The 18,813-nt window shown below is 51.1% G+C and carries 18 protein-coding genes and 1 other RNA gene; 17 read left to right on the forward strand and 2 right to left on the reverse strand.

The genetic code is table 11. From position 1 onward, the window contains the following. Window positions 1-125 precede the first annotated feature (125 nt). On the reverse strand, window positions 126-1,265 hold the full coding sequence (locus tag A7K91_RS04950; RefSeq protein WP_068680257.1) for a flagellar hook assembly protein FlgD: 1,140 nt from the start codon (window positions 1,263-1,265) through the stop codon (window positions 126-128). 184 nt (window positions 1,266-1,449) lie between these two features. Between A7K91_RS04950 and A7K91_RS04955 the strand changes: the two genes are divergently transcribed. Together A7K91_RS04955 and A7K91_RS04960 are read left to right on the forward strand one after the other, a co-directional pair. Continuing rightward, the gene (locus tag A7K91_RS04955; RefSeq protein ID WP_068680259.1) at window positions 1,450-3,411 is read left to right on the forward strand and encodes an ABC transporter substrate-binding protein; all 1,962 of its coding nucleotides are present in this window, start codon (window positions 1,450-1,452) and stop codon (window positions 3,409-3,411) included. Further along, a complete protein-coding gene (locus tag A7K91_RS04960) occupies window positions 3,398-4,177 on the forward strand; it encodes an IucA/IucC family C-terminal-domain containing protein (RefSeq protein WP_068680261.1) in 780 nt (259 codons plus the stop codon). Before A7K91_RS04955 ends, A7K91_RS04960 begins: the two co-directional genes overlap by 14 nt. Window positions 4,178-4,203: 26 nt before the next feature. Here A7K91_RS04960 and A7K91_RS04965 read toward each other — a convergent pair whose 3' ends face one another. Beyond that, complete coding sequence (locus A7K91_RS04965; protein ID WP_068680263.1) at window positions 4,204-5,334, reverse strand: S8 family peptidase; 1,131 nt, start codon at window positions 5,332-5,334, stop codon at window positions 4,204-4,206. A 350-nt stretch (window positions 5,335-5,684) separates the two neighbouring features. Between A7K91_RS04965 and rpoE the strand changes: the two genes are divergently transcribed. From rpoE to A7K91_RS05040, 15 genes are all read left to right on the forward strand, one after another. Next, window positions 5,685-6,254 carry a DNA-directed RNA polymerase subunit delta gene (gene rpoE, locus A7K91_RS04970; RefSeq protein WP_068680265.1) on the forward strand — a complete coding sequence of 190 codons (570 nt, stop codon included), beginning with the start codon at window positions 5,685-5,687 and terminating at the stop codon, window positions 6,252-6,254. 251 nt (window positions 6,255-6,505) lie between these two features. After that, window positions 6,506-8,110 carry a CTP synthase gene (locus tag A7K91_RS04975; protein WP_068680267.1) on the forward strand — a complete coding sequence of 535 codons (1,605 nt, stop codon included), beginning with the start codon at window positions 6,506-6,508 and terminating at the stop codon, window positions 8,108-8,110. Between the two features lie 221 nt (window positions 8,111-8,331). After that, on the forward strand, window positions 8,332-8,730 hold the full coding sequence (locus tag A7K91_RS04980) for a response regulator (protein WP_068680268.1): 399 nt from the start codon (window positions 8,332-8,334) through the stop codon (window positions 8,728-8,730). A 194-nt stretch (window positions 8,731-8,924) separates the two neighbouring features. Then, entirely contained in the window at window positions 8,925-9,779 is an 855-nt protein-coding gene (fba, locus tag A7K91_RS04985) for a class II fructose-1,6-bisphosphate aldolase (RefSeq protein WP_068680271.1), read from the forward strand. A gap of 140 nt (window positions 9,780-9,919) precedes the next feature. After that, window positions 9,920-11,179, forward strand: coding sequence for a UDP-N-acetylglucosamine 1-carboxyvinyltransferase (locus tag A7K91_RS04990; protein ID WP_068680273.1), 1,260 nt, complete (start codon window positions 9,920-9,922; stop codon window positions 11,177-11,179). Window positions 11,180-11,246: 67 nt separating this feature from the next. Further along, on the forward strand, window positions 11,247-12,599 hold the full coding sequence (gene rho / locus A7K91_RS04995; RefSeq protein WP_068680275.1) for a transcription termination factor Rho: 1,353 nt from the start codon (window positions 11,247-11,249) through the stop codon (window positions 12,597-12,599). A 23-nt stretch (window positions 12,600-12,622) separates the two neighbouring features. After that, entirely contained in the window at window positions 12,623-13,891 is a 1,269-nt protein-coding gene (locus A7K91_RS05000; RefSeq protein ID WP_068680277.1) for a radical SAM family protein, read from the forward strand. Window positions 13,892-14,027: 136 nt separating this feature from the next. Further along, entirely contained in the window at window positions 14,028-14,225 is a 198-nt protein-coding gene (gene rpmE / locus A7K91_RS05005) for a 50S ribosomal protein L31 (RefSeq protein ID WP_068680279.1), read from the forward strand. Window positions 14,226-14,308: 83 nt separating this feature from the next. Next, entirely contained in the window at window positions 14,309-14,725 is a 417-nt protein-coding gene (locus A7K91_RS05010) for a hypothetical protein (RefSeq protein WP_068680281.1), read from the forward strand. An 87-nt stretch (window positions 14,726-14,812) separates the two neighbouring features. Further along, window positions 14,813-15,079, forward strand: an RNA gene (gene ffs, locus A7K91_RS05015) — signal recognition particle sRNA large type. Window positions 15,080-15,276: 197 nt separating this feature from the next. Next, window positions 15,277-17,052, forward strand: coding sequence for a DNA polymerase III subunit gamma/tau (gene dnaX / locus A7K91_RS05020; RefSeq protein ID WP_068680283.1), 1,776 nt, complete (start codon window positions 15,277-15,279; stop codon window positions 17,050-17,052). A gap of 27 nt (window positions 17,053-17,079) precedes the next feature. Further along, a complete protein-coding gene (locus A7K91_RS05025; RefSeq protein WP_068680285.1) occupies window positions 17,080-17,391 on the forward strand; it encodes a YbaB/EbfC family nucleoid-associated protein in 312 nt (103 codons plus the stop codon). Window positions 17,392-17,394: 3 nt separating this feature from the next. Further along, window positions 17,395-17,997 (forward strand): recombination mediator RecR, encoded by a 603-nt coding sequence (gene recR, locus A7K91_RS05030; protein WP_068680287.1) that lies wholly within the window; start codon window positions 17,395-17,397, stop codon window positions 17,995-17,997. 133 nt (window positions 17,998-18,130) lie between these two features. Beyond that, window positions 18,131-18,358 (forward strand): DUF2508 family protein, encoded by a 228-nt coding sequence (locus A7K91_RS05035; protein ID WP_068680289.1) that lies wholly within the window; start codon window positions 18,131-18,133, stop codon window positions 18,356-18,358. Between the two features lie 15 nt (window positions 18,359-18,373). Further along, complete coding sequence (locus tag A7K91_RS05040) at window positions 18,374-18,637, forward strand: pro-sigmaK processing inhibitor BofA family protein (protein ID WP_068680291.1); 264 nt, start codon at window positions 18,374-18,376, stop codon at window positions 18,635-18,637. The last annotated feature ends 176 nt before the right edge of the window (window positions 18,638-18,813 follow it).

The following is an 18,813-nucleotide window of genomic DNA, read 5'->3' on the forward strand; positions in this document are numbered from 1 at the left end:
AAGAAAGCAACCCCCGGAAAACGCTCATTATGCTGCGTTCCCGGGGGCTTGCTTTTTTTCGCGAATATAGCCCAGGATGGTGTTCAGTAAAAGGATATGGCTGTGCGCCACGGTCGAGTCAGGGTTTATTGCTTTGTAACGTCTGTATAGGATACAGCTTGCATGGAATCCTCTAACGTAAACGAAGTTTCACTTCCCTCGTTCTCTCCCCAATGGCCTGTCGCGGTTTGGGGCAATACCATTTGCGCAGCGTATTGTCCCGGAGCGACGGGATTGCCGTTGCTGTCCTTCCAGTCCCAAACGATCTCCGTTTGCACTGCGCCTCTCATGCGATAAACCGTACCTTCAAATGCCTTAGTGGTTAAGGTGCGGACGATTTTACGAGACTCGTCTGCCCGGTAAATGTTGATTGTAAACGAAATTGGATGAGTTAAGGTAACGTGACTGTCATCATCAAAGTTAATCATAGTGACTATCCAGGGGGTATTCTCTTTCATTTGCGAGCCAACATCTCTGTAGTCAATATTGACGGCAAGCGGATGGCCATTCATGCCTCCTGCTCCGCAGGCGCAGCCTTCAACCGGATGCTGGGCGAACGACCAGTCACGCTTGTCGATCACGACTGGTGTCAGTTCAAGCTCCTCCAGATTATCCAGCAGAGGGAGAGGGGCCGTGAAGAGGGCAAGGTCGCCCGGCATTTTCTGATAAAGACTCGTTTCGCGGTTATGAAGCGTTTTTAGTGTAACCCTTCCCGATAGACCATACTGCTTGCCTGATTTGTCTGTCAATGCAAAAGCAAGCTCCTTCCCGGCAGGTATGCTTTTGACAAAACGTATCGTTCCCGACACCTCCGGGCTGCCCGTCAAAGTCTTCCCGGCTTCGTTGTACGTAAAGGAGGTACGCTCCAAATAGCCCGCCCGCACATAGCCTTCTTTGTCTCTAACTGTAAGATCGCGGTCATCCTCGGAATAAACCTCTACCTTCGCTCTTTCCCCGTTCGCTGGACCGTGGTAATAGACGGAGGCGCCTAACGTTTCTGCAAACGTTCTGAGGGGGACATAGAGCTGTCCTTTGTAATTCAGCGCGATACTGCCATCATCCTTTGTGTCCAGCGTTTCTCCCCCCACGTGATAACTCACGGCAATGCTGCTGATGAGCGCTCTGATCTCATTGGACGCTGCGGCTGCCGTTGCCGCAAACAGTGCCAGTCCGCATATCAGACCCAATAGAAACTTTTTGATAACAAACACTCTCCTTTTTTTCAAATTATCTCCTGAATATAGTTCATTAGAATAAACGCAGGCTGGGGAAAAAGGTTGTAGCCAAGGCCGACTGTTCCGGTATGTTCGGACAAAGCATAATCAATTGTAAAGCTTGATTAATAGCGTTGATAATGAGAATTGTTCTTGATATAATCGGTGGAAAAGAAATGCACGGGAGGCGTGAGTGGTGTCGTTGGAGGAGCATTTGCAAGTATGGAACCGGTCGGCCTTGTTTGTAAACGACATCCGCCGGATGGTCGTGCAGCGTAACGAAACAAAAGCCGCCGACATGGCAGGCAGCGCATTTCTTCTGGTTCATCGGGGAAATGCAATAATTGAGCTTGACGGAACCCCTCATCGGGTCAGCGGTCCTTACATATGTCATGTTCCCAAGGGATTTCGTCTGACCGTTACCCTTGTACAGGAGCCGCTGGAATTTGATCTTGTTTATTACAAGGCGTTTTTGGCACCGCCCTACTGGAGGGGGCTGCTCCGAATCCAAAGGGACAACAATCCGTTTTGCGATTTCTTCGGCTTTGTCCCAAGCCGCCATCTTGCTATCTTTACTCTAATGGAAGAAATGCACCGGCTATGGAGAGAACGAGGGCAGCTGGAGAGGTTTCAGGCAAGAGCCTTATTCTATCAACTGGCAGGAGAGCTGCTGCGGCAGCGGAGCGAGCAGGAGCATGGGGGAGCGCGCGGAGACGATCTGGTCAGCCAGGCGGTGCACTACATGGACACGCGATACGGGGAGGCGATTACGCTGCAGGAGCTTGCTTCTGCGCTTCAGGCGGCGCCAAGATCGCTGCAGCGCCAATTCAAATCGAAGCTTGCCGTAACGCCTATGGATTATCTCATTGGGGTGCGCATGAAGCGGGCAAGCGAGCTGCTTGCCGGCACTGGAGCGACCTTGCGGGACATTGCGGAGGCTACTGGCTATACGGACAGCTATTATTTCAGCCGCGCCTTCAAAAAGTACAGCGGCTATTCTCCCCTCCAATACCGCAACCGCTGTCGCAATTCTACATCCGATTTGTCGTTAAATTCCATTGGAGGCGAAGCGTATCTCCCGTATAGTTTTGATAGTGCAAATCATTATCAATACAAAAGCGAAGGAGATACACAAGTGGCTAAACGAACAACATCTATGCTGGCAGTCAGCGTCATGCTTACATTGACGCTTATATTAGGGGCATGCTCTGGCGGAGCAAACGGGGCAAGAACCAATGGCGGAGAAGGAGCTTCGCCATCACCGACATCCACAACGGCAGCGGCGACCTCAACCCCGACGCAAGCGGCGCAAGCCAGTTACCCTGTAACCATCAAGGATTTGAGAGGCGACGTTACACTGGAGCAAAAGCCGGAGCGAATTGCGGTGCTGGACACCAAATTCGTCGATCAGCTGGTAACGCTGCAAGAGATGCCTGCGGGCAGTGTTACGGCTGCCGGATCGGACTCCGACTTCCCGGAATATTTGGCTGGTCAGCTGAATGACGTCAAGGTGCTGGGCACGCGTGACGAGCCCAATCTGGAGGCGATAGTGGCAATGGACCCGGACTTGATCATTTTAACGGGGTTCCAGGAGAAGGTTTATGACCAGGTTTCCAAAATTGCTACAACGATCATGCTGGATTTTGACGAGGATTGGAAGGACACCTTGGTTACGGTAGGCAAAATCGTTGGTAAAGAGCAGGAAGCAAATGTTGTGCTGGATAACTACAAAGAGAAGGTTGCCAGCCTGAAGGAAAAGCTGCAAGAGAAGCTGAACGGAGAAAGCGTTGCGCTTCTGCGTCCTCGCGATGGCGAAATTCGCGTTCATACGGCGGCTCACCGCACCGGAGCTATTTTGTACAACGATTTGGGATTAACCGTACCGGAAGCTGTCAAGCAGCAGGATGACACTGCTTATCATATTTCGCTTGAGGCGTTGGCGGACGTTGGCGCCGACCATTATTTCCTGCTGACGGACGATATGTTCAAGGATCAGGTTCAAGAATTCCAGAATACAGAAACCTGGAAATCCCTGAAGCCGGTTAAGGAAAACCATGTGTACACGGTGGATACGACTCTATGGATTGCGTATTATGGTCCAATCGCTATCAATATGATCGTGGATCAAGTGGAGGAAGCGATTCTTGGCGGCAGCTAACAGCCCGTTGTTTCTGACGCCCAAGGAATGGGAGGGGCTTCCAAGCCGTTTTGCCATGGATGCAAAGGAGATTGAGATGCCTTTACTGTCATCCATACTGGCCTCCGAGCTGCTGGACAAGGAGAATTGCGTCCGTTATCTGGATTGGCTTGGCGCTCATATCGGAGCGCCCTCCCGAAGGGTGGCGGCCTCCATGCTTGCCAAACGGTACGCCTACCTCGTTATCGCTCCGGTTCTGCATGCCATGACCGGGTACAACAAAGGGTTAGGCCTATCGCTTGACAACTGCCGTTTGATTACGCCGGATTATAGCGGAATATTGCCGGAAAGGTCGAAATTCCCGGAGCTTCTTCTGGACGGGCAAGCCTTAATGATGTCTATCCCGGCGGCTGGCGAAAGATTTCCCTGGCGTGATGACATATTGAAGGAGCTGTTTGCCGGCCATATCGCCCCTTTATTTCGCGTCTTGGCGGAGGCGGGCGGCGTTCCAAAGGCTATATTATGGGAAAATGCGGCGGTTCGCATTGCGCCGGTATTTGAAGACGTCCTCTTCATAGAAACAGCTAGAGAGGATTACAATTATATCGTAAGCGGGGCGTCCGCCGAATTGTTCGGGGAACGTCGCAATCCGTTGTTGGCCTTTTTGGAGCCTGCTTCGCCAAAAGCTTCGTTTTTGGCGGAGCGGGTTCGCAAAACCTGTTGCCTTTATTATGAGATGGCTCCGGAGTATTGCCGGAAGTGTCCAAAAGCCAAGCCGCAAAGCTAAAGGGTGTCTTCTTTTGAAGACACGCACTAACGCTGCTTTGCGGCTTGCAGCATGCGCGAAATATCCAGCTCGCCGACATTGCGGCGAGTTTTGCTGTTTTTTAGCGGCTGCATGGAACGTTTCATAATCGCTTTGATTTCGCCGGGGGAAAGCCCCGGGTACAAGGACAATAGAAGGGCTACCGCGCCGCTTACATGCGAGGTGGCCATTGAGGTTCCGCTCATTTCGTTGTATTGGCCGCGCAGCCAAGCGGAGGGGATTTTGTCCCCGGGGGCGTAAATGTCGATGTATGCGCCTCTGTTGCTGAATGACGCGACCTTTCGTTGTCGATTGGTGGCGCCGACCGATATCGTCTGCGGGTAACGCGCGGGATAATCCACGGAGCGCAGCTTTCCGTCATTGCCCGAGGAGGCAATAATTATGACGCCGGAATTGTATGCATTGTTGACTGCGCTAAGGAGCGCCTTGCTGCGGGTTTTCATGCCAAAGCTCATGTTGATAATATTCATGCCGTTGCGGACGCACCAGTCGATGCCCAGAATGATATCCGACACATAGGCGCTGCCATTGCGGTCAAAGGCTTTGACAGGTGCGATTAGCGAGCGCGGAGCAACGCCTGTCATCCCGTGTATGCCGCCAACCGCGGCGATTGTTCCGGCGATATGGGTGCCGTGGCCGTTGTCGTCGTGAGGCAGCTTGCTTCTGTTCAGCAAATTGATGCCCCTGAGCAAGGAATGCTGCAAATCGGGATGCCCAAAGTCGATGCCGGTGTCGATGACGCCGATTTTGATCCGATGTCCCGTAGTGATGCTCCATGCTTGCGGCGCTTTGATCTGCTTTACGCCCCATTGGACGCCGTTTTCGAAGGAAGCATATTTTTTGAGCGAAGGGCTGACGCTGATTTTGCAATCCTTTTCAATCCAGATAGGACCGGTTGCCGTACCAAGTTCGACATCGTTTGGCAGCCTGCAGCAGATGCCCCTGATAATGGGCAGCGGTCTGTAAACATCCGAAAGGCCGGATGCCGATGCGGCTTTGGAGAGCCGATAGAGGAAGCGGCGGTAATAGCTGCCGCTTCGGAAGCGGATGATGCACTGGGCGGCGGGCCGTTCAGTCGCGGCTTGCTGAAGCCAGTGCAATAGTGTGGCAATATCCATTTGTAGGCTTCCCCTTCCCGAAGGACGATGCTCCACTATACTATGAAGCCCCCTCTGGAGCCGCATGAGCCACTTGCCCCGTATGAAATAAATAGGCGGGGCTCCGTGTCAAAACTCCCCCGTTTACATAGAATAAATGAAGAGCTTGGGGCTCTTACATCACCGGTGAAAGCCGGTTGGATACAGTCACGGCGAAGGGGCGACCCTTCGCTTTTTTGGCGTGACGTGAGGGGCGCGTTACAGAGCGCTTGCTTTTTTGCATAAAATAGGTTTTACTATACTGTGACTAACAAGCAGCCTTAGAAAAAACGGGCAGTAAAACTTTTGAGTGCAAGAGAGGATGTGTCGATATGAGCGGCAGCAATCTGACGTTAAAGCTTGATCCTGAACGCATGAAGGAAATGCCGATGGTTGATTTGGCCTTCGAGGTGCTGAAAGCGGCTAATACGCCTTATTATTATCGCGATCTGATGATGGAGATCGCTAAAATACGGGGTTTGTCCCAGGACGGCATTAATCAGTTCATCGCGCAGGTTTATACCGAAATCAATATAGACGGCCGTTTTGCCTGCGTTGGAAATAATACATGGGGCCTCAAGCGCTGGTATCCGGTAGAGCGCTCCGAAGATCCGGTCGGCAATGCGAAGCGTACGCGCATTATCAATGACGACGACGATCTGGAGGAAGACGACTTGTACGGAGAAGAAGAGGATGATTCATTCTCCGCAGAAGACGACTTCGATAGCTATGATGAAGAAAACGAAGACTTCGAGGAAACGGAAGAGTCTGAAGTGGATGAAGAAGTAGAAATCGAAGACGAAGATCTGGAAGACGAAGTGGACGGAGAGCTCGACGAAGAGCTTGAGGACGAAGAGGAAGAAGACGATTTTGAAGATGTGGATGACGAAGAGGAACGTTAATCAAGTTTGCGTTTACTTTAGCTTGACATGTCCAATGGGCCGGAGTAAACTATTGCATGGGCTTTAGATTTGGTTGCAAATAACGCATATATTTATGCATAAAGAGAAAAGTGCCCCCGTAGCTACGGGTGTCACTTTTTTTGTTTGAATGGCGGAATGTCTGGAGCATTTCGCCGTTTTTACAGGCTTTGACGCTCTGAATTTTGGGCAGACTTAAAATATAGCATAAGCGCATGGAGGGTATCATCACAGTGACCAAGTATATTTTTGTAACCGGCGGAGTGGTTTCCTCGCTCGGCAAGGGGATTACGGCGGCATCATTGGGCAGATTGCTGAAGAACAGAGGACTTAAAGTAACCATCCAGAAATTTGATCCTTACATCAACGTTGACCCGGGAACGATGAGCCCGTATCAGCACGGCGAAGTGTTCGTAACCGACGATGGCGCGGAAACCGACCTGGACCTGGGCCACTATGAGCGTTTTATTGATATCAACTTGTCCAAAAACAGCAATGTCACGACGGGTAAAATTTACTCTCATGTCATTACGAAGGAACGTCGCGGAGACTATCTTGGCGGCACGGTGCAAGTGATTCCGCATATTACGAACGAAATCAAGGAACGCGTATTCCGCGCGGGCAAGGAAGCCGGCTCCGATGTGGTCATTACGGAAATCGGCGGCACGGTCGGCGATATCGAAAGCTTGCCGTTTCTTGAGGCGATCCGCCAGATCAAAAGCGACATTGGCCGGGACAATGTCATGTATGTTCACGTTACGCTTATTCCTTATATTAAAGCGGCTGGCGAAGTAAAAACCAAGCCGACCCAGCACAGCGTCAAGGAGCTGCGCAGCATCGGCATCCAGCCAAACGTTATCGTTTGCCGCACGGAGTATCCGCTTGCTGACGATCTGAAACGCAAAATCGGCCAATTCTGCGATGTTGACGCCGGGGCGGTAGTGGAATGCCGCGACGCTTCCACGCTGTACGAGGTGCCGCTGATGCTTCGGGAGCAAGGGCTCGACGATATTGTTGTCAATCACCTCAAGCTGCAAGCTGGCCAGCCGGATATGACGGAATGGGAACAGCTTGTTGCCCGCGTCAAGTCGCTGCACAAAACGACTGAAATCGCCATCGTTGGCAAATATGTCGCCCTTCATGACGCCTACCTGAGCATTGTTGAGTCGCTTGGACATGCAGGCATTTCCGCGGATTCCGAAGTGAAAATCCGCTGGGTCGACGCCGAACTGCTGACCGACGAAAATGTAGCGGACGAGCTGAACGGGGTACATGGCATTTTGGTGCCGGGCGGATTCGGAGACCGCGGTATCGAGGGCAAAATCAGCGCCATTCGTTATGCGCGGGAATCTTCCGTTCCGTTTTTCGGGATTTGCCTTGGCATGCAGGTTGCAGTTATTGAATATGCGCGCAATGTCGTTGGCCTGAACGGCGCCAACAGTGCGGAAATCAATCCTTCAACGCCATATCCCGTTATTGACCTGCTTCCGGATCAGAAGGACATTGAAGACCTGGGCGGCACGATGCGTCTGGGCTTGTATCCTTGCAAAATTTCTCATGAAACAACCGCGTTCAGGGAGTACGGGGAAGAGCTTGTTTACGAGCGTCACCGTCACCGGTACGAATTCAATAATGAATATCGCGAAGCAATCGAAGCTGCGGGATTGGTTATTTCCGGAACATCCCCGGATGGCCGTTTGGTGGAAATGGTTGAGCTTGCCGATCATCCGTGGTTCCTGGCGGTTCAGTTCCATCCGGAATTTACGTCCAGACCGAACCGTCCGCAGCCATTATTTAAAGGTTTTGTCCAAGCTGCGCTTGCCTACGGACAGCGTTAATGCAGGATTTCCAATCTCGTTTGTCAGAATTTCAGCAGACTATGCAGGATTTTGTATAAACGAGAAGGAAATTCCCTACACTTCTCGAATATATATTTAAATATGGGAGAGTTGTCCACGTTTTGCTGCCGTCTTTGTGAACGCGGCCGCTCGTCCTCAATGTGCTTCGATGGATGGAAGTTGTCTCATGTTGAAGTTCAGCCACGGGGGGTAGATGTAGCTTGGATAAGAAAAAGGTATTGATTGTAGATGATCAGAACGGCATTCGCATCCTGCTCTTGGAAGTGTTCAACAGCGAGGGATATCACACTTTTCAAGCGCCAAACGGCAAGATTGCCTTGGAAATTGTGAGCTCGGAAGCCCCTGACCTGGTTTTGCTGGATATGAAGATTCCGGGTATGGACGGTCTCGAAATACTGAAGCATATCAAGGCGATTAATCCCGACATCAAGGTCATCATGATGACGGCTTACGGCGAGCTGGATATGATTAAGGAAGCCACGGATCTTGGCGCGCTCATGCACTTCACCAAGCCTTTTGACATCGACGAGATGCGGATGGAGGTTAATCGCCATCTGCAAGGCGGAAACCCGCCTGACCGGTTTGCGGTAAGCTCCTGACAGATAGGGAACGGCATTGACGCCAAAAGCGGCAATGCCGTTTTTTGAGGCGCCTGTGGCTGATTCATTTAATTGTGATATACAGCATTATTACTTTTGTGCGGGTTATGGTATAATAGCACAGAATAACAAGTCGGAACGGGCTTGGTGCAGAAGATTTTAAACAGAAAGCTACTATTAGGAGGAACAGAACTATGCCACTCGTATCAATGAATGAATTATTGCCTAAGGCTAAGGCAAACAAGTATGCGGTAGGACAATTCAACATGAACAACCTGGAGTTTGCACAAGCGACTGTTGAAGCCGCCATTGAAGAAAATTCTCCATTTATTTACGGCGTAAGCGAAGGCGCTCTTAAATATATGGGAATCGAGTTTACAGTAGCTATGGCTAAAGCCGCAGCTGATAAATCGGGATTGCCAATCGCTCTGCACCTTGACCATGGCAGCAGCTTTGACGTAGCTATGAAATGTATCCGCGCTGGCTTCTCTTCCGTTATGTTCGACGGCTCCCACTATGGTCTGGAAGAAAACATCGCCCTGACTAAAGAAGTGGTTAAGGCTGCACGCGCAATGGGCGTTTCCGTTGAAGGCGAGCTGGGCACAATCGGCGGCGTTGAGGACGACCTGAGCGTTGACGAAGCTGATGCAAAAATGGCTGACCCTGCTGAAGCAATCCGTTTCTACGAAGAAACAGGCGTTGACTGTCTGGCAATTGCTGTTGGCACAGCGCACGGCATGTACAAAGGCGAGCCTAAAATTCATTATGATATCATTCAAAAGGTTGCTGACGCTATTCCAGTGCCAATCGTTCTTCATGGCGGTTCCGGCGTACCGGACGAAGCGATCCGTCTGTCGATCCAAGCAGGCGTTGGCAAAATCAACGTAAACACCGAAAACCAAGTGGCTTGCACAAACGCAATCCGCGAAGTTTTGCTTGCTAACAGCGAAGTTATCGACCCTCGTAAATATTTGACTCCTGCACGCGCAGCTATGAAGGCAGTCATCAAAGAAAAAATCCGTTTGTTCGGAAGCAACAACCAAGCTTAATCCAGTCATTCGGAGTTAAAGGCATGCAAACCGCCTGAACAGTGCAAGCAGGATGAATTCGGCATAACCGTATCTCCTGCTTGCCGCGGCGGTTTTTTCCTTTATTCTCTTTCCAACAGAGCGGGAGGATCAATGATTTCATGGAGAAATTGATGATACGCGGCGGACGGCCGCTTCGCGGAACCGTTCAGATCAGCGGAGCGAAAAACAGCGCTGTGGCCCTGGTGCCTGCCGCTATACTAGCGGAGACAGAGGTTGTTTTGGACAACTTGCCGCAAATTAGTGATGTTGCAGTTTATTCAGATATTTTGCAGGATTTGGGGGCCAAGGTTGAACGGAACGGCGATACGATGAAGATTGACCCTTCTCGACTGATCCCGAAACCGATGCCTAATGGAAAGGTCAAGTTATTAAGAGCAAGCTATTACCTGATGGGTGCTATGCTTGGCCGGTTTGGAGAAGCCATTATCGGACTTCCCGGCGGCTGTAATTTTGAACCGCGTCCCATCGATCAGCATATTAAAGGGTTTGAGGCTCTTGGCGCTACGGTGACCAATGAACACGGAGCCATACGAATTACGGCAAAACAGCTCAGAGGAGCAAAGATTTATCTGGATGTAGCGAGTGTCGGTGCAACCATTAATATTATGCTGGCGGCCTCCAGGGCCAAAGGGTCCACGATTATTGAAAATGCGGCAAAAGAGCCTGAAATTATAGATGTAGCTACTCTCCTTAACGCGATGGGCGCCACAATCAAAGGCGCGGGCACCGAAACGATCCGGATTGAAGGCGTGGATCGGCTTCACGGCTGCCGTCATTCCATCATCCCTGATCGCATACAAGCAGGTACGTACATGATTGCCGCTGCGGCAACGCGCGGTGATGTCCTCATAGACAACATCATTCCCAAGCATATGGAAGCGATCACAGCCAAGCTGGAGGAAATGGGCGTAGAAGTTCACGAGATGGACGAATCCATCCGTATCGTCGGAGGCCCGCATTATACAGCAATAGATGTAAAGGCGTTGGTGTATCCCGGCTTTGCAACGGATTTGCAATCTCCTATGACTACCTTGCTGACCCAAGCCAAAGGTGTCAGTATTTTGACCGATTATGTATACGGTACACGCTTCAAGCATGTGCCCGAGCTTGCCCGCATGGGGGCCAACATACGTGTTGAAGGGCGTTCCGCCATTATTGAAGGCGGCAAGCTAAATGCGGCTAAGGTAAAGGCGGCCGATTTGCGGGCAGGAGCGGCTCTGGTGGTTGCAGCCTTGACCGTTGAAGACGGCGTTACTGAAATTACAGGCGTGGAATACATCGATCGCGGCTACGATCACCTCGTTGAAAATCTGTCCAGACTGGGCGCAGAGGTATGGCGGGTTAATGATTCGGAATAGATATGGAATGATATGGAAATCATGAGAGTGAAGCGCAATAATACATTTGAGAATAAGTGGTGAGAATATGTCCGATCTACAGATTTCAGATCTGGAAGAAATGAAGCTTACCGAGCTTTATAAGCTCGCGAAGCAATATCAAATCGCCTATTACGGCACATTGAAAAAGAAAGAATTGATTTTTGCTATTTTACGCGCGCAGGCGGAAAAAAGCGGACTTATGTTTATGGAAGGCGTATTGGATATTTTGCAAGAAGGGTTTGGCTTTTTGCGGCCCATCAACTACCTTCCGAGCAAAGAGGATATCTATATATCGGCCTCGCAGATTCGCAGATTCGATCTGAGAAGCGGTGATTTGGTATCAGGCAAATGCCGTCCTCCAAAAGAAAATGAAAGATATTTTGGCCTGCTTCAGGTAAATGCGGTAAACGGCGAAAACCCTGATACGGCATCGGAACGCCTTCATTTTCCTGCTCTTACTCCTCTTTTCCCCGAAAAGAAGCTGGTGCTGGAAACAGCCCAAAACAAAATTTCCACCCGAATTATGGACTTGCTGGCTCCCGTTGGCCTTGGACAAAGGGGCTTGATCGTTGCTCCTCCAAAAGCGGGAAAAACACTGCTTCTTAAAGAAATCGCCAATAGCATTTCGCAAAATCATCCCGATATCGAGCTTTTTGTGCTGCTGATCGACGAACGTCCGGAGGAAGTAACGGATATGCAGCGTTCGGTTAAAGGGGAGGTTGTGGCTTCGACGTTTGACGAGCTTCCCGAAAATCATATCAAGGTAGCGGAATTGGTGCTTGAACGGGCCTTGCGTCTGGTGGAGCACAAAAAGGATGTCGTCATTCTGCTGGATAGCATCACACGTTTGGCGCGTGCCTACAATCTGGTCATTCCTCCCTCCGGCAGGACGCTCAGCGGCGGTATCGACCCGGCAGCTTTCCATCGTCCCAAACGGTTCTTCGGCTCGGCGCGTAATGTCGAGGAAGGCGGCAGCCTGACGATTCTGGCAACGGCGCTTGTGGAGACGGGCTCCCGCATGGATGATGTCATCTACGAGGAATTCAAGGGAACGGGCAACATGGAGCTGCATCTGGATCGCAAGCTGGCGGAAAGACGTATTTTCCCTGCCTTGGATATCCGCAAATCGGGCACTAGACGCGAGGAAATGCTGTTGTCCAAGGAAGAGCTGGATAAAGTATGGGCGATTCGCAAAAGCATGACGGATACTCCGGATTTTGTGGACAATTTCCTGAAAAAGCTGAAGGAATCCGATAACAATGAACAATTTCTGATGTCGCTGGATACATCTGCCGCAGAGGCAGGCCGACAAGAGCGCCCAGCTGCCAGAAGCAGCGCAAGCTCGTCATCGGCTGCCGGAGCCAGAAGGCCTGCTGCGCGGACAACGCCAAACGCGTAGCGCGGCGGCAGAAGGAGGACAACATGAATCTCGTATATGCCGACAAAGACGGCAACGTATTTGACCATCCCCATTATGAAGCGCTTGGGCGAAGCGGAGATATGATTGTGGAAATGCTAGAGGAGGAGCTGATTCCGCTGCCCGAAGGGGCAACGCTCGTCAGCCTCCCTTTTACTAAACCGATTGGCCTCAATCCGGCATCCGGTAATATGGAAGTGGTTCCGGACGGTGCTCAAGCAGTCGGGGCGCTGCTTCCGCAGGGGTATACGCGCCTTTGCTTGCCCGGCTACGTCAAAGCCGACAAAAACGAAAAGCTGCCGTTGTTCGGCTATACCGCTGTTGTATGGAAGGATGGCGGATTTTACGTAGCTGCGGAGCAATCCGACGATCCCGAGCGTTGGGACCCTCTCAATTGCGATCAGGGGGAGCTTAACGTTCAAGTGGAAAGACTCCTCCAAAAATATCCCGAAAACCGCTTGTTCCAGCATTTGTCCAATTGCGCTCTTGGTTATGAGTGTCTGACGGCCTCCAACACCTTCCTTGGCCGCTGGGAAGGCGCGGTTCCCGTCTCGTATTCCTGCAATGCAGGCTGTTTTGGCTGCATTTCGGAGCAGCCCGACGATAGCGGCTTCGTCGCTCCGCAAACCCGGATGAACTTTAAACCTCAGGTTCAGGAAGTCGTGGATATTATGCTGGAGCATTTGAAGCATCCCGATGCCATTATCAGCTTTGGGCAAGGCTGCGAGGGAGAACCGTCCACTCAGGTGAAAATTATTGTGGAAGCAATGAAGGAAGTGCGGAGCCAGACCTCAAACGGGTTTATTAATATCAACACAAATGCCGGTTTGACCGATTTTATACGCGCTATCGTCGACGCTGGCCTTGATCTGATGCGGGTCAGCACAATCAGCGCGCTGGACGATCACTATAACGCTTACTACAAGCCGCGCGGCTATACGCTGCAAAATGTGGAGAAGTCTCTCCGTTATGCAACGGATAAAGGGGTTTATACGTCCATCAACTATTTGATATTCCCCGGCGTAACCGACCGCGAGGAAGAGATTGAAGCGATGATTGGATTTGTAAAGCGCAGCGGTCTTAAGCTTATTCAGATGCGCAATCTGAATATCGATCCAGAGAGCTATCTGGAGCTGATCCCCAAAGCTCAAGGCGAGATTTATGGCATGAAAACAATGCTGGAAATATTCCGTCAGGAGCTGCCCGATGTTGTGATCGGCTCCTATACGCATGTGCCGCCTCTTGAGCTGCGCCGGCAGCGCGTCTCTCAATAACGGACGGTTGGAACGGGGCCGCATTGCGGCAGCCCTTGAATTAACATTGCGGCTTAGGCGGCTTCGTGCTATAATCTCCTATGTGTGATTTTACTCTGGATTCGAATGTGATCCAGGGCGGAAAGAGGTGAAGAAGATGAAACAAGGTATTCATCCGACCTATAACGTCATTACAGCAACTTGCGCTTGCGGAAATACATTCGAGACAGGTTCGATCAAATCGACTCTTCGTGTTGAAGTTTGTTCCGCATGCCACCCGTTCTTCACGGGTAAGCAAAAGTTCCTGGATGCCGGTGGCCGTGTCGACCGTTTCAAGAAGAAATACGGCATCTAATATATGGTGCGCGTCTAGCCTTTATTTGGCAGAATACAGTAACCTCCCTCAGCCATCCTATGGATATGAAGGGAGGTTTTTTCATGGACAAAAACAATACCGGGGCCGTTCTCGGATGGCTATGGAAGGCAGCAGCCGTGCTTGTTTTAGGCGTCTTATTGGTGCTGGGGGGAGGCTGCTCCGGCGAATCGCAGGAGGAGCGCCGCTCTTATGGACATGATGGCTATATGGGCTTTTCCAATAGCAATCCCAACACCATAAACCGGCATTCCACCCGTTCGTACGGCGAGGATACTGCGCTTATCCGGCAAGTATTGGAACCTTTTCAGGGCATCAGGGATGTCAAAATATCGTTTAGCGGAAGCCGGGTGCTTGTCACTCTGACTCCGAGAGAGGGCTTGACGCGGGAGGCACAGAACCGCTTGACGCAGCATGCCCTTGAAACCGTTAAATATAATATGCCAGACTACAAGGTTAACGTCAGAATGGCAAGACCATAAGACCTGAAAGAGGAATCCGTCCGTTTGCGACGGACTTGTTCGATACTCAGTTGCGCTTTGGGCTGGAATGTACTATACTTGTTTTTGCCGTGCTAGATGGGGAGGTAGCGGTGCCCTGTAACTCGCAATCCGCTATAGCGAGGTTGAATTCCTGCTCAAGGTTATGCCGATGTGAGGCTGGCGCTTGCAAGCAGTGTTGACAGTCGGGTCCTCCGCAATGGACGCTTGTGAACCCGGTCAGGTCCGGAAGGAAGCAGCCGTAAGCAAGTTTGTTCATGTGCCGGGGGAGTGCCTGACTCGAGCTGTGGAGCAATAATGCCGCTTGGGTCGCATGTATCAAAGGCAGGTGCACGGTCCTAATGCTGTATATCCAAGGCTAGACATGCCTTGCACAATAGAAGTCTGCATGATCGCCTCCGTCTGGGGGAGATGATGCGGGCTTTTTTTGCATATCGGGACTTCTTTATTTTTCTCGCTGGCGGGATGTAGTATAATAAAGGCATTGTGAATCGAAGTAAAGGACTATAAGCAAGCTGAAAGGGAAGGATTCTGTGTCTCATATTGCTTTATACCGAGCCTGGCGTCCCCAGACCTTTCGGGATATGGTTGGACAACAGCATATTATTCAAACCTTGCAGAATGCCATTCGGGAAAACAGGGTTTCCCATGCATATTTGTTTAACGGGCCTAGAGGCACGGGCAAAACAACAACAGCGAAGGTGCTGGCCAAAGCGGTTAACTGCGAACGCGGTCCGGCGGTTGAGCCCTGCAATGAATGCGATGCTTGCCGCGGGATAACTGCAGGCCATATTATGGATGTTGTTGAAATAGATGCGGCCTCCAATCGCGGCATTGACGAAATCAGAGATATTCGCGACAAGGTGAGGTATGCGCCTTCCGACGTGCGCTACAAGGTGTATATCATCGACGAAGTGCATATGCTGACGACGGAAGCCTTTAACGCGTTGCTCAAAACGCTGGAGGAGCCGCCGGGCCATGTTATTTTTATTCTGGCGACAACGGAGCCGCATAAGCTGCCTGCTACTATTATTTCCAGATGCCAGCGCTTCGACTTCCGGCAAGTGTCCCTTCAGGAGCAGATGGATCGTCTCAAGGAGATATGCGCCGATGAGGGCATTACCTATGAGGAGGATGCCATTGCTTATATTGCAAGACTGTCTGAAGGCGGAATGAGGGATGCGATTAGCCTGCTGGAGCAGGTTTCCGCTTTCAGCGGGGGCGGCATCACGCTGGAGTCGGCCGTTGACGTTACCGGAGGATTGGCCGCGGAGCAATTCTATCAGCTCGCCGAAGCTGTGCGCGACCGAAACGCGGCCGCAGTGCTGCCATTAGTGGAAAGTCTTGCACAGAGCGGCAAAAGTGCGGACAAATGCATGGAAAATCTGTTATATTATTTCCGTGATCTGCTTGTGCTTAAGCTTGCTCCACAGGGCAACGCGGAGACGGAGCGGGTCGTGGACCGAGAGCGGTTTCAGGCCATGGCGGAATCATACACGCCTGAGAGGCTTTTTGCCATGATCGATATATTGGGCCGTTATCAGGGAGAGCTGAAGCATGCCACGCAGCCGCAAACGCTGTTTGAAGTGGCGCTGCTGAAGCTTTGCACATTCGAAGAAGGCGGCGGCGCAAGGGGTGCGGCATCCGCCAATGTCTCTGGCGGCGCCTCGACTGCCGAGATTAATGCCTTGCGCCAGCAAGTAGCGGCATTGGAGCGCCAACTTGGCGAGCTGCTCAAAAACGGCGTAACGGCCTCATCTTCAACCGAAGGGTCTGGCAGAAGCCAGGCTGCTCCTGCACGAAACACAGGACGCGGGATTTTTGGCGGCGGCAGCGGCGGCATACGGAGCAAGGTGAAGCTTGATCCTTATCTAGCGGCCGCAGAAAGCCAGGAATCCGTTGCAGCCCGGGCAAAATGGGGCAACGTTTTGCAGCGGGTTAAGGAAGAGAAGGTAACCCTCCATGCCTGGCTTAAGGACGGAGAGCTTGTTGCCGTTTCCTCCGGTACCCTTTTGTTGGCCTTTCGCAATGATATCCACCGTGAGACGACCGAAAAACCGAATCACAGGGAAATTATCGAACGGATAGCCAGCGAGCTGCTTGGTTCCCCTTATGGGCTTGCCACCGTCATGCAGAAGGAATGGCAAGCGGCGCTTGAAGGAAGCGGACCTCCTGCTGCTGGAGAAGTGCTGGAACTGGAGCATGAGGGGGAGCCTCGAAGCAAGGAGCCGCCCAAGCAGCCGCCTTGGGTAGAGGAAGCCGTTAAGCTTTTTGGAGAAGATTTGGTTGTCGTAAGGGATCAGGATTGATTACACTACACTATGAGGTGAATAACAATGAACAATATGAATCAAATGATGAAGCAAGTTAAAAAGATGCAGGAGCAAATGCTGAAGGCACAGGAAGAGCTGGAAACCAAAACCGTAGAAGGAACGGCTGGCGGCGGTGCGGTTACTGTCTCTGTAAACGGCCATAAGAAGCTGCTGAGTCTGGTAATCAAGCCGGAGGCTGTAGATCCGGACGATGTGGAAATGCTTCAAGATCTTGTTTTGACTGCGGTTAATGACGCGTTGACCAAAGCGGATGAGCTTGCCAACAAAGATATGGGCAAATTTACAGGTGGCATGAAAATCCCGGGCTTGTTCTAGAACATGTATTACCCGGAGCCTATAGCCAAGCTGATTGATTCTTTCACGCGACTGCCGGGCATCGGGCCTAAAACTGCTGCAAGGCTGGCTTTTCACGTTCTGCGTATGAAGGAAGACGATGTAATTGATTTTGCCAAAGCGTTGGTCAGCGTCAAGCGGAATCTGTTTTATTGTTCGGTATGCTGCAATATTACGGACACTGATCCATGCAAGATATGCCAGGACAAAAGCAGGGATAACTCCGTTATATGTGTTGTGCAGGAGTCCAAAGACCTGGTCGCCATGGAGCGAACCAAGGAATATGATGGCTATTATCATGTGCTTCAGGGCGCAATTTCGCCGATGGAGGGCATCGGGCCTGATGAAATCCGGATAGCTGAGCTGCTTAAGCGGCTTAGCGACGAAAGGGTCCAGGAGCTTATTCTCGCGACCAATCCCAATATCGAGGGAGAGGCTACGGCGATGTATTTGTCGCGGCTGATCAAACCTTTTGGCATTAAAGTGACCCGGATAGCCCATGGACTTCCTGTGGGCGGGGATTTGGAATATGCGGATGAGGTTACCTTGTCCAAGGCGCTGGAGGGCAGGCGTGAATTAGGATCATAACAATGGGCAGTCAGGCTTATAGAGCTTGGCTGCCTTTTTTATTTCTATTACCAGTATGCCGCGACAGTCATATTTCGCCAGACAAGCCTATACATATGTTAAGAACGCGGATTAGCATGAAGGCGGTGAAGAAATGATAAGCATTGGCAAACCGGAAAAGGAAGATATGGAAGTAAAGCGAATGTTAAAGAACGAAATTGCCGAAACACTGCGGGACTGGGAAAATGCAAATCGTTTTTTTGATTGCGCCTTGGGCAAGGAGCAGGTAGATTATGCGATTCATGCCATTATTACGATTGAAAAACGATATGCCATGCTGCTCGCCAAGGCCAAAAAATTACAAGGACCTTGGCCGGTCTGAATGGAGGAAACAGGAATGAAGACGTTATGGATGGCTTTGCTGATCGCCTCTTCTGCTTTGCTGGTATGGATATTAATCCGCAACAGGCTGCCATGGGGCTGGCTTCGCTCGTTTGCAATTCATATGGTGGCTGCTGCCGGAGCGTTATATTTGCTTAATTACAGCGGACTTATTCCAGGCATGTACATCCCTTTGAATCCCTTTAGTGTAGGCGCAGTAGTTGTGCTGGGGCTGCCGGGCGTTGCCCTGATGGCGGGGTTGCAGTGGGTCATTGCTTGAAGCCGGAAAAAACAATTTAAAAAAAGTTTTCAAAAGGGCTTGCATTATTTTAGGCCCCTGTGATATATTATAAAAGTCGCCGCTGAGACATGCGGGACACACGGAACAAAACGAAACAAAAGCTTGTTCTTTGAAAACTGAACAACGAGTGAAACTGCCCTGTTTAATCTCCTTGA

This window comes from Paenibacillus oryzae (genome assembly GCF_001675045.1).
In the GTDB taxonomy this organism is placed as follows: domain Bacteria; phylum Bacillota; class Bacilli; order Paenibacillales; family Paenibacillaceae; genus Pristimantibacillus; species Pristimantibacillus oryzae.